Origin of the sequence: Microbacterium sp. SA39 (assembly GCF_000967865.1) — a bacterium.
In the GTDB taxonomy this organism is placed as follows: Bacteria; Actinomycetota; Actinomycetes; order Actinomycetales; family Microbacteriaceae; genus Microbacterium.
In genome coordinates, this window is sequence record NZ_JXRU01000039.1 from 352540 (window position 1) to 367470 (window position 14931).

Sequence of the window (14931 nt, forward strand, 5' to 3'; positions counted from 1 at the left end):
ATGCGTCTGATCGTTGCCCCTGACAAGTTCAAGGGGTCGCTCACGGCTCCCGAGGTGGCCGACAGGTTCGCCTCGGGGGCCCGCCGCGCCGACCCCTCGATCGAGGTCATCGCGATCCCCGTCGCCGACGGTGGGGAAGGCACGCTCGATGCCGCGCTCGCCGCGGGCTACGAGTCGCGCTCCGCCTCGGTGGCGGGACCGACCGGGGTGACGATCGAGGCCGCGTTCGCCGTGCGCGACGGTGAGGCCGTGATCGAGATGGCCCGTGCCTCCGGGCTCGATCTGCTCCCGGAGGGGCGGAAGGATCCCCTCGGTGCGACGAGCCTCGGCACGGGTCAGCTCATCAGCGCCGCGCTGAATGCCGGATGCCGGCGGATCGTCGTCGGCATCGGTGGGAGTGCGTGCACAGACGGCGGGGCGGGTCTGCTGGTGGGTCTCGGAGCGCGTCTGCTGGATGAGTCGGACGTAGAGCTTCCGCTCGGCGGCGCCCTGACCGCGCTCGCGCGGGTGGATCTGAGTGGTCTCGATGATCGACTGACGGATGCCGAGATCATCCTCGCCAGCGATGTCGACAACCCGCTGGTGGGACGTCGCGGGGCCGCGGTGGTGTTCGGCCCGCAGAAGGGCGCATCGCCCGCCGATGTCGCCGAGTTGGATGCCGGGCTCGGGCGTCTCGTCACGGTGTTGGATGCCGCGGACGGACTGCCCGTCACCGCATCGACGGCCGCTGCCGCCGAGGGAGCGGGGGCCGCCGGTGGTGTGGGTTTCGCCGCCATCGCCCTCGGCGCCACCCGCCTACCCGGTATCGACGTGGTCCTCGAATTCACCGGTCTCGCCGACCGGCTGCACGGCGCCGATGCGGTGATCACGGGCGAGGGCAGCCTGGACGAGCAGAGCCTGATGGGCAAGACGCCGATCGGCGTGGCCCGTTCGGCCGCGGTCGCCGCGGTGCCGGTCTACGCGGTCTGCGGTCGCACCACCCTCTCGCCGACGCAGATCGCCGAGGCCGGATTCGCCGGCGTGCGGGCTCTGTCGGAGATCGAGCCCGATCCGGCGCGCAGCATCGAGAACGCGGGGGAGCTGCTGGAGCAGCTCGCCGAGGATCTGGTCCGGTCGCTCACGACGGCGTCGCCCGAGGACCGCTTCGACCTGGTGCTGCGCGGCCGCGCGCTCGTCGACGGTTCCTTCGCCGATGTCGAGATCGGCGTGCGGGAAGGCCTGATCGCCCGGATCGCGCCGCAGGGCCTCGGCCTCGACGCGCAGCAGATCGTCGAGCTCGCCGCCGACGAGGTGCTGCTGCCCGGACTCGTCGACACCCACGTGCACGTCAACGAGCCCGGTCGCACCGAGTGGGAGGGCTTCGAGTCCGCCACCCGGGCCGCGGCCGCCGGCGGTGTGACCACGATCGTCGACATGCCGCTCAACAGCATCCCTCCCACGGTCTCGGTCGAAGCCCTCGCGGTGAAGCGCGCGGTCGCCGAGGGGCGCGTCTTCGTCGACGTGGGCTTCTGGGGCGGCGTCATCCCGGGCAACATCGACGAGCTCGCGCCCCTGCACGACGAGGGCGTGTACGGCTTCAAGTGCTTCCTGCTGCCGTCCGGCGTCGACGAGTTCCCCGACGTCTCGGTCGACGAGATGCGCGAGGCCATGGGCGTGCTCGCCGAACTCGACTCGCTGCTGGTCGTGCACGCCGAAGACGCGCACATCATCGAGGACTCGATCCAGCCAGGCAGCCGCGAGTACGCGCCGTTCCTCGCCTCGCGTCCGCGCTCGGCGGAGGATGCCGCGATCGCCGAGGTCATCCGCGGCGCCGCCGACACCGGGGTGCGCGCCCACGTGCTGCACCTCTCGAACGCCGACTCGCTCGGCCGCATCGCCGCGGCGCGTGCCGACGGGGTCGACCTGACCGTCGAGACCTGCCCGCACTACCTGACGCTCGCGGCCGAGGACATCCCCGACGGCAGCACCGCATTCAAGTGCTGCCCGCCGATCCGCGAAGAGGACAACCGCGACGAGCTGTGGGGCGGTCTCGCCGCCGGCACGATCGATTTCGTCGTCTCGGACCACTCGCCGTCGACGCCCGAGCTCAAGTTCGCCGGAGACGGCGACTTCTCGGTCGCCTGGGGCGGGATCGCCTCGCTGCAGCTGGGACTGCCCCTGATCTGGACCGAGGGGCGGCGGCGCGGGCTCACGCTCGAGCACGTCGTGTCGCTCATGTCGGAGAAGCCCGCGGCCCGCGTCGGCCTCGAGGGCAAGGGCCGGATCGCAGACGGCTTCGCCGCGGACTTCGCGGTCTTCGCCCCGGAACAGACATTCCGAGTGGATGCCGCGGCTCTCGCACACCGGCATCCGATCACCCCCTACGACGGTCGCGAACTCAGCGGCGTCGTGCGCACGACCTACCTCGCCGGCGTGCCGGTGACGGCGGATGTGCCGCGCGGACGCCTGCTGCGTCGCAGCCGCGTCGAGATTGGAGCACGCACATGATCAATTCGTCCGAGGAGCTCGAGGTCGGCCAGGAGGCGCCCGACTTCACCCTGACCGATGCGACGGGCGCCACCCGCACGCTCTCCGAGCTGCGCGGCACTCCCGCGATCGTCTACTTCTACCCGGCCGCGTTCACTCCCGGCTGCACGACCGAGGCGTGCGACTTCCGCGACAACCTCGGTGCGTTCCAGAGTGCCGGTTACGTCGTGCTGGGCATCTCGCCCGATCCGGCATCCCGTCTCGCCGAATTCGCCGACGCCGAGCAGCTGAGTTTCCCGCTGCTGTCGGACGAGGATGCCGCCACGGCGAAGGCCTGGGGCGCGTGGGGTCAGAAGACGGTCAACGGGCGCACGTTCGACGGGGTGATCCGCAGCACGATCGTCGTCGATGCCGAGGGTGTCGTGTCCGCCGTGGAGTACAACGTCGACCCGAACGGACACGTCGCGCGTCTCCGCGAGGCGCTCGCGGTCGGATCGGGAGGGTCAGAGTGATGCTGCTCGAAGAGTTCAACCGGGCCGACCGCGATGAGGCCGTCGCGGCTCTCCGCCCCTGCGTCGATGTCGGCCGCTGGTACGAGGGACTCGTCGATCGCCGGCCGTTCCCCTCGATCGAGGCGCTCGTGACGCAGGCGACCGTGGTCGCCGAGCCGTTCACTCCCCGCGAGATCGCGTCCGCGCTGGCGCACCACCCGCGCATCGGTGAGCGGTCGCAGGGCGACAGCCGCGAATCGACGCTGTCGCGCTCGGAGCAGGCGGGGGTCGATCCCTCGGATGCTGAGATCCAGGAAGCGCTCCGCGCCGGGAACATCGCCTACGAGGAACGATTCGGGCGGGTCTTCCTGATCCGTGCCGCCGGGCGCAGCGCCGCCGAGATCCTGGCGAGCCTGCAGGAGCGCCTGCAGAACGACCCCGAGGTCGAAGACCTCGTCGTGGCAGAGCAGCTGAGCGAGATCGCACTGCTCCGACTGAGAGGAACCGTGACCGCATGACCACCGTCTCGCACATCACCACGCATGTGCTCGATACCGTCCGGGGGCTGCCGGCTCCGGGCGTGGCCGTCGAGCTCTTCGCCCTCCGCGAGGGGGAGTGGGAGCCGATCGCGGATGCCGTGACGGATGCCGACGGCCGAGCGAAGCAGCTCGGGCCGGAGGCGCTTCCGTCGGGCTCATACCGGCTCCGCTTCGACACCGGCGCCTACTTCGCCGCGACTGACACCCCGACCTTTTTCCCCGAAGTCCTGCTCGCGTTCGTCGTCGATGACGAGGCTCGGCACTATCACGTGCCGCTGCTGTTGAGCCCCTTCGCCTATTCGACCTACCGAGGAAGCTAGAGAGATCATGACCGACATCCTGACCCGCACCGAGGCGGCGACGACCCCGACCGACCGCATCGTGCTCGGTGCCAACCAGTACGGCAAGGCCGAAGTCCGCGTCGTCAAGGTGACCCGTGACAGCGACCGTCACGAGATCGAAGACCTGAACGTCAGCTCGCAGCTGCGCGGAGACTTCGCGGCCGCGCACCTCGCCGGAGACAACGCCCACGTCGTGCCGACCGACACTCAGAAGAACACGGTGTTCGCCTTCGCGCGTGACGGCATCGGCTCCCCCGAGAAGTTCCTGCTGCGTCTGGCCGACCACTTCACCGGCAGCTTCGAGTGGGTCGACGGCGGCCGCTGGTCGGCGGAGAGCTACGAGTGGGAGCGCATCCCGGTCGCGGGCGCGGGCCACGACCACTCGTTCGTGCGCAAGGGTCAGGAGACCCGCACCGCGGTCGTGCTGGCCGAGGGCGCAGATCGCCACGTCATCTCGGGCCTCACGGGGCTCACGGTGCTGAAGACCACGCAGTCCGGCTTCGTCGGCTACCCGCGCGACCGCTACACCTCGCTGCAGGAGACCACCGACCGCATCCTCGCGACCGAGGTCACGGCGCGGTGGCGCTATGCGCAGGGCGTGGTGCTGGACGACCTCGACTTCACCGCCGTCTACGACGATGTGAAGCGCCTGCTGCTCGAGGAGTTCACGCGCCGCTACTCGGCCGCCCTGCAGACCACCCTGTTCGACATGGGCCGTGTCGTGCTCGAGGCGTATCCCGAGATCGCCGAGATCCGGATGTCGATGCCGAACAAGCACCACTTCGTCGTCGACCTGGCGCCGTTCGAGCTCGACAACCCGAACGAGGTCTTCTTCGCGTCGGACCGCTCGTACGGTCTGATCGAGGCAGCTGTGACTCGCGAGGGGCAAGCAGACGCGCCCCAGGCGTGGGAGGCGGCGACCGCGTTCTGCTGAGCGGAGCACGCGACCGGAGGAATGCGGGTGGGGTGGGCAGCGATGCCGACCCCACCCGCTTCTCGTACGATCAGCGCGCAGACATTCGGCGAATCTGCGCGGCGTAGTCGTCGAGCACCTCGAAGATGCCGTGGTGCTGCCAGACGCGCCCGCGGCTCTTGCCCGTCGTCTCGGTCAGGACCCCACGGTCGACGAGCACGTCGAGCGCACGAAGAGCGGCCATCTCCCCGAATCCGAGCTCGTTCATCAGATACCTCGTGTTCACGGCGGGCTGGCCGACAAGGGTCGGCAGAAGCTTCCATGCGGCAGCGTCGGAGCGGATCCCTTTCATCTTCGAGCGGGATTCCGCGAGTTGCGCGGCGAGGTCGTCGACAAGCTTCGTGCCGGTGGTCGCAGCGATGCGGCTCGCCATCGCGAACTCGCGGATGATCGGACCGGCGTCCCCCTCGCGGAAGGAGGACAGTGCACCGAAATATCTGTCGACATCGACGAGAAGGCCGGCCGAGATCGGCACTGCGGTCGAGCCGACGAGCCCTTTGTTGCGAAGGATCGACTGAGCGAGGGCGCGTCCGGTTCGGCCGTTCCCATCGGGGAACGGGTGGATGGTCTCGAACTGCGCGTGCGCGACGGCGACCTGAACGAGCACCGGCAGGTCCTGGCGTCGGATGAGTGCGACGAGGTCGGCAATGGCATCGGGGATACGGTCGTGGTGCGGAGCGACGAAGTCGGCCGTCCGGGGCCCGGCATCCCCGGGCCCGATCCACACCTGCTCGGACCGGAACCGGCCAGCATCGACCGGATCGAAACCGCGCTGATGAAGCATCAGCGCCCGGTGTGTGGCGAGAATCGAGTCAGCGCTGATGGCATCGGCCAACTGCAGTGCAGCTTCCATGGCACGGACGTTGCCGATGACGGTCAGTGCGTTCGCCTTGTCGCTCTCGTCGATCTCGGCCAGGGCGAGCTGCTTCGCGGATGTGGTCAGATGCTCGATCTGTGAGCTCGACGCTGACTCTGTGCGCAGCAGGATCGCTGTCATCGGCCCCAATGCTGGGTTGCCGCTGCCGAGAGTGCGCTGCGCATGCTGGTCGAACGCGACCAACTGTCGAGTCGCATCCTCCACATCCGTGGAATCTTCGCTTGATAGGCGAGGAGCCCAAGCCGCTATCGAGGGCGTGATCGCCGCTTCATAGGATCCGGTCTGCCGCTCGACCTCGGCGCGGGAGTGCATCTGCGGCGCGCGAGGCGTCCAGTCGAAGGTCTCGAGCGCGACCGGTTCGACCGGGATGGTGTTGCCGACAGGTGTGGGCATGAACTCATCTTACCAACACTTAGTCCGTTATCTGTTGGTAACAGATCGGAGTTCCCGCACTTCCGGCGCCGAGGCGCGATCACCGCGCCTGACCGAGCAGCGTCTTGGCGACCTTCCGCGCCGTAGGGAACGGATTCGCGAACGTCTCCATCCCGACGGTCACGATCGCGCCTTCGTAGAGCAGCATCAGGGCGCGCGCCATCTCACGCGGGTCGTCGATACCGGCCTCGCGGCAGAGCTCCTCGAAGAGGTCGAGCAGCCACACCTTCTGGCGCGACACCTCGGGGAAGACGGGGTGGCCGTCGTGGCCGTCGCCGATCTCGGCGCGCGCGTTGATCGCACTGCATCCCTTGGAGCTGTTGTCGCCGGCCCAGGACTCGGAGGCGTCGAAGATCGTCAGGATCCGCTCGACGCCCGGCTCCGCAGAGAGCGCAAGCCGCTCGGCCACGAAGCCGCGCCAGCGCGCATCGCGGTGCTGGAGGTACGCGACGACCAGCGCCTCCTTCGAGCCGAACCGGTCGTAGAGCGTCTTCTTGGTGACCCCGGCCGCCTCGGCGATGGTGTCGACGCCGACCGCGTGGATGCCGCGTTCGTAGAAGAGCTCGGATGCCGCATCGAGCACACGGCGCGCGCCGGGAGTGAGGGGAGCGAGCTCGGGAACGGGCCGGGTCATGCGCCGAGTATACCAACCTGTATAGTCAAGACCATGAGTAAACAGATCGGTATACTCGGCACAGCGCTCACCGTGGCGGCCGCCGTCGCATTCGTGGTCACCTGGAGCTCGGGGTTCCTCATCGCCGCGATCGCGACCGTCGATGTCGAACCTTTGACACTGCTCGTCTGGCGGTTCGTGCCGCTCACGGCGATCCTGCTGATCGTCTTCGCCGCCTCGGGTGCCGCTCGCGAGGTGACGGCATCCGATCTGCGGAGGCAGGCGACCATCGGGCTGTTCTCGCAGTTCGGCTACTGCACCGCCGTCTATGCCGCGCTCGCCGCAGGCATCGCCACAGGCACGGTCGCTCTGATCGACGCCGTGCAGCCGCTCGTGATCGCGATGCTCGTCGGCCCGCTCCTCGGCCTCAGGGTGCGCGGCATGCAGTGGGTCGGCCTGATCGTGGGGGCCCTCGGCGTCGTGTTCGTCGTGCAGTCGCAGTTCGGCCAGTCCGATGCGCATCCGCTGGTCTACCTGCTGCTCGCGGTCGCGATGGCGTGCCTCATCGTCGGCACGATCATCCAGCGTCGCTCGACCGCACCCACCCGCGTGCTGACGACGCTGACCGTGCATGCGACGGTCACAGCGGTGGCCCTCGTGGTGCTCGCCGCCGCGACCGGCACCCTGGCGCCGCCGGCGTCGGCGTCGTTCTGGATCGCGACAGCGCTCGCCGCAGTCTTCCCGACGCTCTCCGCCTACGGCCTGTACTGGTGGCTGCTGCGCCGGATCGGCATCACGGCGCTCAACGCGCTGCTGTTCCTCATCGCCCCGTTCACGGCGGTCGCCGGAGCGCTGCTCCTCGGCGAGAGCGTCACGATCGTGACGGTCCTAGGCTTCCTGCTCTGCGGCGTGGGCGTGGGAATGGTCCTCGTGTCCGAGGCGCGCGCCGCCCGGGTGCAGGACAACGCGGCGAGCGACCGCACCGAGGCCGACCAGGTCAGAGGCGCAGAACTCCCTCGGCGACGATGATCCCCGAGCCCGAGATCGTCACGACGGATCCCTCGACCCGCAGCCCGAGGCGGCTCGGACGTCCGAGCACAGTCCCCTGCTCCACGGTGATCGACGTGCCCTCGGCCGCGAGGCCGTCCCGCACGAGAAGGGCGGCGAGGGGTCCGGCTGCCGTCCCGGTCGCCGGATCCTCCGCGATCCCGACCGTCGGATTGAAGAAGCGCGCGTAAGCATCGACACCGGATGCCGGGTCGGCATCCGTCGTGTAGACGTAGCAGCCCTCGGCGCCGACCTCGGCGAGGAAGGAGCGGAGCGCTGCCGTATCGGGCTGAGCCGCATCGACGGCTTCCCTGTTCTGCGCGGGAACCAGCAGATGCTCGGCACCGGTCGAGACGACCTCCGCCGCGCGATCGCTGAGGGCGGTCGCATCGAGCCCCAGGGCGCGGGCGAGAGCGCCGCCGGCATCCGCGCCGACCGCCGTCAGGAAACGCGGCTCCGACTGCTGCATCGTGACGACGACACCGCCCGATTCGTCGCGAGTGACGGCGACGGGCAGCAGCTCGTCGCCGATCTGTTGCACGTACTGCTCGCGGCCCTCGTCGAGTCGATTCGAGAGGGCCAGCCACAGCCACGCGCCCATCGCGTTGTGTCCCGCGCCCAGCACTTCGAACCCACCAGGCGTGAACGACCGGAGCCGGTGGTCGGCCCCCGTTATGGACGGGGGCACCAGGAACGTCGTCTCCGACTGGTTGAACTCCCGCGCGATGGCCTGCATCGTCTCGGTCGACAGGGCGTCGGCATCCGGAACGAGCGCGAGCGGATTCCCCGTCAGGGGAGTGGCTGCGAAGACGTCCACCCAGAAGAAGGGCACGTTCATGAAGTGATCCTCCGGCTTCCTGGACAAGGGCTTCAGCGTAGCAACACACGGAGGTGGCCAGAGAAACTAACTAACAAAATGTGTGTAAGTACTTGTGCCGATGATCTTCGCGACTTATCGTTGGCCAGGTCAGGTCCTGAGATCCGCATGATCCGGGCCTCCGTCAGCTCATTACAACGAAGTGAGGATCTGCAATGAAGAAGACCCGCTATCTGTCCTGTGCCGCTCTTGCGGCGACCGCTGCGATCGTTCTCGCCGGTTGCGCCGGGGGAGCGGCAGGCGACGCCGACGCCGCCCCCGCCGACTCCGGCGAGGTCACCTGGTGGGGCTGGACGCCCGACACTCCCGTCGCCGAGCGCTACATCGCCGCGTTCAACGAGGAGTACCCCGACATCACGGTGACCTACCGCAACTTCGAGAACGTCGACTTCCGCAACACGATCGTCTCGGCGCTCGAGTCGGGCAAGGGTCCGGATGTCTTCGACCTCTCGGCCGCGGGTGGCACGCCCGACACGTGGGGTCCCTACGCGATCGATCTCGCTCCGCTCGCCGAGGAGACTCTCGGCGACGACTGGGAGTCGTCGTTCGCCGGCGGGTATGCCGAACAGCTCAGGGACTCCGAGGGCACGCAGGTGTCGCTCCCGCTGGGAGGGATGTCGGCCGGCTTCCTCTGGTACAACGAGGACATCTTCGACGGGGCCGGCGCCGAGGTTCCCACCGACTACGACTCCTGGGTCGACGCCTGCGCGAAGATCTCCGCGATCGGCAAGACCTGCTTCACGATGGGTGCCGGGGGCGAGGACACATTCCCGAGCGAGATGTTCCACGCGATCGCCAACTCGGTCGATCCCGACTTCTTCATCAAGGCCGCCACCGGCGAGGCGAAGTGGGACGACCCGCAGGGCGTGGAGATCCTGCAGATCATCGCCGACATGCGCGATGACGGCATCATCGAGTCGAACGCCCTCGACGGGCCGCAGTATCCACTCGCCAACGAGGCATTCATGCGCGGCGACGCGGCGATGGTGCAGATGGGCTTCTGGTACACCCAGTACGCCGGCGCCGAGTCGTGCGCCGCGTCGATGGAGGCCGCCGGTGTCGCCGACCCCACCTGCTTCGTGCAGCTGCCTGCGGAGTTCCCCGACGTGGCAGGCAAGGGCAACGGCTCGGAGCCTTTCGGTGAGGTCGACTACGGCCTCGCGATCAACTCCGACTCGCCCAACATCGCCGCAGCCAAGACCTTCGTGCGCTGGATGACCATGAGCGAGGACGGCCAGCAGAACGTCGCGAACGCGATCGACCTGCTCCCGGCTCTCCAGGGCGTCGAGCCCGACTGGTCGGCCATCACCCTCGTCGACAACGAGGTGCAACAGCCGGCGATCGAGCAGCTGATCACCGACAGCACGGCCTCGACGCAGTCGCGTCAGCTGTTGACGACCGAGACGACCCTGGACGCCATCGTCATCGCGATCCAGCAGATACTCGACCCGACGGTGAAGATGTCGATCGAGGAGATCGCCGCGCAGATGCAGGCCACGGCCGAGCCGAGCTCCGTCGGCGACGAGTGAGCGCGGACCGGCATCCGATCGAGTGAGAGAGACTCCGATGACATCGACCGATGAGCTGCGGCTCAACACGGCGAGTCCCGACATCCGCAAGAGGGGAGGGGTGACGGGCCGCAAGCGCCCGAACCTCCTCCCCGGCGGGTTCCGCTGGATCCTCCCGGGGCTCATCGTCTCGGTGGGTCTGATCTACTACAGCATCGTCTACTCCGGCTACCTGTCGTTCTTCGACTGGGGTGGCGGGCGACAGAGGATGACGCCGGTGGGTGCGGAGAACTACGTCGACGCCTTCACAGACCCGGTCTTCTGGACGGCCATCCGCAACACCGTGGTCTACTTCGTGGTCGTCTTCGCCGTGCAGGTCATCGGGGGAGTGATGTTCGCCGCAGCCCTGCACTCGAGGGTGTTCCTCGCGAACGTCTACAAGGTGATCATCGTCATCCCGGTCGTCGTGGCTCCGGCGACGCTCGCCCCCGCGCACATCCAGGTGTGGCAGTCGAACGGCACGGTGAACTCCCTGCTCGAATCCCTCGGTCTCGGCTTCCTCCCCCAGTCCTGGATAGGCCAGTCCACGACGTCGCTCCTGGTCGTGATCCTGGTCGGATGCTGGGGCTCGATCGGCTTCGGCTTCATCCTCTATTACGGGGCGATGACGCAGGTGGACCCCGAGATGCTGGAGGCTGGCCGGATGGACGGCGCCGGAAACTTCCGAGTGCTGTTCTCCCTCGTCCTGCCCAGCGTGCGCCCCATCACGATCTCGCTGGCGATCCTCAACCTCATCACCGCGCTGAAGCTGTTCGACAACGTCTGGCTCATCACGCAGGGTGGGCCGGCGAACTCCTCGGCCTTCCTCGGCACGATGATCTACTCCGAGACCGCGAGCTCCGACCGCAACCTCGGCTACGCCTCGGCGCTGTCGATCATCCTGCTCGTGATCGCTGTCGTGACATCCGTCATCATCCAGCTGCGCTCGCGAGAGCGGCAGGAGAAGATCAGGAAGGAAGTGGTCGCCGATGTTTGAGACGCGCTCGGTCACGGCTCGTGTCGTGTTGCAGGTTCTGCTGACGATCGCGGTGATCCCCTTCGTGATCCCGATCTGGACGATGGTGGCGAAGTCGTTCGAGGGGTCGGGGTGGGGCAACTATGCTGCCGTGGTCTCGGTTCCCGGCTTCTTCCGATTCTTCGCCAACTCGGCCTTCATCGCGGCCGTGTCGATCGTCATCGTCTACGTCGCCACGATGATGGCCGCCTTCGGGTTCTCCAAGCTGCGCATCCGCAACAAGGAGCTGTTCTTCTGGCTCATGATGGCGGCACTCACCCTGCCAGAGGTCGTGCTCATCGCGCCGCTCTACTCGACCGCGGTGGCTCTAGGCCTGCTCGGCACCTTCTGGTCGGTGATCCTGCCGATGGCGGCCCTGCAGATTCCGTTCACGGTGCTGATCGCCCGCGGCTACATCGACGGCATCCCCGACACGCTGTTCGAGGCGGCGCGGCTCGACGGCGCGAGCACCTGGCGCATGTTCCGCTCTGTGCTCCTGCCGCTCGCCCGGCCGATCGCGGTCACGCTCGTCGTGCTCGTGCTCATCAACTCGTGGAACGCCTATCTGCTGCCGAAGGTGTTCCTGATCAACGACGACATGGGCGTGGTCACGCTTCTTCCCGAGTTCTTCCGCCGCCAGTACAACGACGACATTCCCAAGGTGCTCGCCGCCGCCGTCGTCACCGCCATCCCCACGATCGTCGCCTACGTCGCGCTTCAGAAGCAGTTCGAGCGGGGTATGGCGGCGGGTGCCATCAAGTAGGCGGGACATAGGATGAACGCCATCACCACGCAACGAGGAGGGGACCGAATGACGGGCATCGGTCTCGCTATTCCGGCCGGCAGCGCCGATGATCATTTCGTCGCTGCGCTCGTCCATTCGCTCGCCGAACCGCTCATCGCCGAAGGCCTGGGGCTGTTCACCCGTGTCGTCCACGACAACGCGTCGGAGGAGCGGATGTACCGTCACTGGGCGGAATCCGAGGGTATCGCCGGCGTCGCGTTGCTCGGGGCCGGGCGGCACGACCCCCGGGCCGGTCTTCTCGACATGCTCGGCCTTCCCTTCGTCGCGGTGGTGGATGCCGGCGACTCGGGTGACTTCTCCTCCATCGTGGTCGACGTCGCCGCGTCTGTGACCGTGGTCGCCGATTTCCTCCAAGGCCGCGGCCACGATCGGGTCGTCTACATCGTCGGACCCACAGACTCCTTCACGGCGCGTTCGCGGGCAGCGGTCGCCTCCGAGCGTTTCGAGGTCGTGAACACCGATCGGGCGTCGGATGCCGCCGTCATCGCGGCACTGAGCGTGGTCGAGAAGGAGCCGGCGACGCTGTTGTTCGACAGCGACGTGCACGCCGCCGCTGTGCTCGCGGCCTTCTCGGCTCGTGGCATCCGCGTGCCCGATGACGTCGCGATCGTGTCGTGGACCGACTCCTCGTTGTGTCGGAGCACGAGCCCGTCGATCACCGCGGTCAACCGACGAGGAAGCGAGATCGGCGCCCTGCTGGGGGCCCGGATGCTGAAAGCCGTCGACGGGGCTCCCGCCGGCTCGGATGACGCCCCGCATCCGTTCGTCGTCCTCCGGGAGAGCACGTGAGCGTCGCACGGCGGCTGGGCCCGTCGTCGGAGAACACCCGCAGCGCGGTGCTCGACCTCATCCGCTCCAGCGGCATCGTGAGCCGCATCGAGCTGGCGGACATGTCCGGTCTGACGGCGACGTCGATCACGCGCATCATCAAGTCGCTGATCGACGAAGGACTCATCGTCGAGACAGGTTTCGGTGACTCCACGGGCGGCAAGCGCCCGAGTCTCATCGAGCTCAACCTGCCGTCACGGTTCGCTGTCGGAGTGTCGCTCGATGACGCGCGCCTCACCTATGTGGTGACCGACCTCGGCGGCAACGTCGTCGGGCAGGTCGTGACGCCCGGCATCCGGCAGGCCGCGCCGAGCGTCGTGCTCGCCCGCATGGCGGAGGAGCTCGATCAGCTGTTCCAGGACCTCGACATCCCGGTCGCGGGCGTCGTGGGCGTCGGCGTCGCGGGCGCCGGTCTCGACATCCGCGGCGGCGCGGAGCGCCTGTCGCTCACCGTGGACGACTGGGAGTCCTTCGCCGTCCAGGAGGCCCTCGAGTCGCAGATCGGTCTGCCGGTCGTGCGCGACAACGATGCATCGTGTGCCGCATTGGGTCAATTCTGGGCGGGGCGGATGCCGGCGACGCAGGACTTCGCGACGCTCTACATGTCGAACGGCTTCGGCCTGGGGTTGATGGCCAACGGCAACCTCAGCCGCGGCTCCTCGTCGAACGTCGGCGAGATCGGTCACATGGTGCTCGACATCGACGGTCCGCCGTGCTGGTGCGGTTCGCGCGGCTGCCTCGAGATGCTCGCGGCACCGCGTGCCGTCGTCGCTCAGGCGCTGGGCGATCCGGAGCTCGCGGCCGCGCTGTCGATCACGGGTGGTGAGCGCAATCTGCGCCATGACTTCGATCAGATCGCCCGCGCCGCCGCTCGAGGAGAGGCGGGGTGTCTCGCTCTGATCGAGCGCTCGGCACGATACGTGGCCGCGGCGATGCTGTCGGTGGTGAATCTGCTCGACCTTGACCGGATCTATCTCGCCGGCCCCGGTTTCGCAGACGCCGGTGCCATCTACGTCCGGCACATCCGCGAGCACATCGCATCGCATGCGCGCACGCGTGACCTGCACGGCGTCTCGGTCGAACTGTCCGACCCCGGACTCGACGCGGCCGCGGTCGGCGCCGCATCCCTCGCCCTGCAGCACGTGCTCACCCCGCACGCGCGACTCGACCGTCCCGTCGCGGGAGCCTCTGCCCAGACCTGACGCCGGCCCATCGGGCACTTCCTCCCTTCTCCCTCTGTCGAACTAACTGCCTTAAAGGCACAAAGCTGTTTCCACCGGGCTCCGGCCCCGAAGAAAGGACTGGCCATGGCCATCACCTCCGTTCTGATCAACGTCACCGACGTCGCGCGCTCGGTCGACTTCTACACCCGCCACCTCGGCGTCGAAGCGCGCGAGGTCACCGAGGAGGGCGCCGTCTTGGACGCCGTCACCGCCACCATCAAGCTCGTGAAGATCGAGGCCCCGGCGGAGACCTCCTGGATCGCCGACGACCTGCAGGCCGGGTTCCGCCACATCGGCTTCAAGGTCTCCGACCTTCAGGCGCGCGTCGCCGCGCTTCAGGCCGCCGGCGTGCCCTTCCAGCTCGAGCCGATCCACGCCGAGGGCGACGTGTGGATCACCTTCTTCTACGACCCCGACGGCACCCTGGTCGAGCTCGTGGAGGGAGCGCTGCAGTACCACGAGGTGTACGACCGGGATGCTGTCGACCAGGATTGGGGACTCGGCGACCCCGACCGCCCCCGGTTCGACCATGTCGCCGAGACCGTCGCCGATGCGCACGCCGCGCACGAGTACTTCGGCGAGCTCGGGTACACGCTCATGGGCGGCATCCACCAGCCCAGCGACACCCGCGGCTTCGAGATCACCTACCTGCGGTCGGGTGACAGCTCGCTCGAGATCTTCGAGTTCGGCAAGGTCGAGGTCGAGTTGCGCGAGCCGCAGCTCACTGCTCCTGGTTTCCTCGCCGTCGAGCTGGAGGGTGCGGCGCCAGCTGCGGCGAAGGCCGTCGGATCCGCGCACGGCCACCGCCTCTACGTCGACGCCGACCAGCTCGTCCAGGCGATCGGCGAGGACTGAGC

The 14931-nt window shown here is 68.1% G+C and carries 15 protein-coding genes; 12 read left to right on the top strand and 3 right to left on the bottom strand.

Annotation, left to right across the window (positions count from 1 at the left end; genetic code table 11):
* Genes allB through pucL form a run of 5 tightly spaced genes read left to right on the top strand, consistent with a single transcriptional unit; the run spans nt 1 to nt 4771 of the window.
* Nucleotides 1–2487: an allantoinase AllB gene (gene allB, locus RS85_RS19390; protein WP_082087708.1), complete on the top strand. Its 2487-nt coding sequence runs from the start codon at nt 1–3 to the stop codon at nt 2485–2487.
* Complete coding sequence (gene bcp, locus RS85_RS18110) at nt 2484–2978, top strand: thioredoxin-dependent thiol peroxidase (protein ID WP_046014824.1); 495 nt, start codon at nt 2484–2486, stop codon at nt 2976–2978. Before allB ends, bcp begins: the two co-directional genes overlap by 4 nt.
* Nucleotides 2978–3475, top strand: a complete 498-nt coding sequence (uraD, locus tag RS85_RS18115) for a 2-oxo-4-hydroxy-4-carboxy-5-ureidoimidazoline decarboxylase (RefSeq protein WP_046014825.1) — start codon at nt 2978–2980, stop codon at nt 3473–3475. Before bcp ends, uraD begins: the two co-directional genes overlap by 1 nt.
* The gene (uraH, locus tag RS85_RS18120; protein ID WP_046014826.1) at nt 3472–3816 is read left to right on the top strand and encodes a hydroxyisourate hydrolase; all 345 of its coding nucleotides are present in this window, start codon (nt 3472–3474) and stop codon (nt 3814–3816) included. Before uraD ends, uraH begins: the two co-directional genes overlap by 4 nt.
* Before the next feature lie 7 nt (nt 3817–3823).
* Nucleotides 3824–4771, top strand: a complete 948-nt coding sequence (gene pucL, locus RS85_RS18125; protein ID WP_046014827.1) for a factor-independent urate hydroxylase — start codon at nt 3824–3826, stop codon at nt 4769–4771.
* Nucleotides 4772–4841: 70 nt separating this feature from the next.
* Here the strand turns inward: pucL and RS85_RS18130 are convergent, their stop codons facing one another.
* Together RS85_RS18130 and RS85_RS18135 are read right to left on the bottom strand one after the other, a co-directional pair.
* Nucleotides 4842–6080, bottom strand: coding sequence for a Fic family protein (locus RS85_RS18130; protein WP_052703640.1), 1239 nt, complete (start codon nt 6078–6080; stop codon nt 4842–4844).
* 79 nt (nt 6081–6159) lie between these two features.
* A complete protein-coding gene (locus tag RS85_RS18135; RefSeq protein WP_046014828.1) occupies nt 6160–6753 on the bottom strand; it encodes a TetR/AcrR family transcriptional regulator in 594 nt (197 codons plus the stop codon).
* Nucleotides 6754–6786: 33 nt separating this feature from the next.
* Between RS85_RS18135 and RS85_RS18140 the strand changes: the two genes are divergently transcribed.
* Nucleotides 6787–7761: a DMT family transporter gene (locus RS85_RS18140; RefSeq protein ID WP_046014829.1), complete on the top strand. Its 975-nt coding sequence runs from the start codon at nt 6787–6789 to the stop codon at nt 7759–7761.
* Here the strand turns inward: RS85_RS18140 and RS85_RS18145 are convergent.
* The gene (locus RS85_RS18145; protein ID WP_046014830.1) at nt 7730–8617 is read right to left on the bottom strand and encodes a PhzF family phenazine biosynthesis protein; all 888 of its coding nucleotides are present in this window, start codon (nt 8615–8617) and stop codon (nt 7730–7732) included. The two genes, RS85_RS18140 and RS85_RS18145, sit on opposite strands and share 32 nt — an antisense overlap.
* A gap of 194 nt (nt 8618–8811) precedes the next feature.
* Here RS85_RS18145 and RS85_RS18150 point away from each other — a divergent pair, with 194 nt between their 5' ends.
* From RS85_RS18150 to RS85_RS18175, 6 genes are all read left to right on the top strand, one after another.
* A complete protein-coding gene (locus RS85_RS18150) occupies nt 8812–10185 on the top strand; it encodes an ABC transporter substrate-binding protein (RefSeq protein WP_046014831.1) in 1374 nt (457 codons plus the stop codon).
* A gap of 37 nt (nt 10186–10222) precedes the next feature.
* Entirely contained in the window at nt 10223–11200 is a 978-nt protein-coding gene (locus tag RS85_RS18155) for a carbohydrate ABC transporter permease (protein ID WP_046014832.1), read from the top strand.
* Nucleotides 11193–11981, top strand: coding sequence for a carbohydrate ABC transporter permease (locus tag RS85_RS18160; protein ID WP_046014833.1), 789 nt, complete (start codon nt 11193–11195; stop codon nt 11979–11981). The genes RS85_RS18155 and RS85_RS18160 overlap by 8 nt, the downstream gene beginning before the upstream one ends.
* Before the next feature lie 48 nt (nt 11982–12029).
* Nucleotides 12030–12812 carry a substrate-binding domain-containing protein gene (locus RS85_RS18165; RefSeq protein ID WP_052703641.1) on the top strand — a complete coding sequence of 261 codons (783 nt, stop codon included), beginning with the start codon at nt 12030–12032 and terminating at the stop codon, nt 12810–12812.
* Nucleotides 12809–14053, top strand: coding sequence for an ROK family transcriptional regulator (locus RS85_RS18170; RefSeq protein WP_046014835.1), 1245 nt, complete (start codon nt 12809–12811; stop codon nt 14051–14053). Before RS85_RS18165 ends, RS85_RS18170 begins: the two co-directional genes overlap by 4 nt.
* A gap of 105 nt (nt 14054–14158) precedes the next feature.
* Entirely contained in the window at nt 14159–14929 is a 771-nt protein-coding gene (locus RS85_RS18175; protein WP_082087709.1) for a VOC family protein, read from the top strand.
* Nucleotides 14930–14931: the final 2 nt, after the last annotated feature.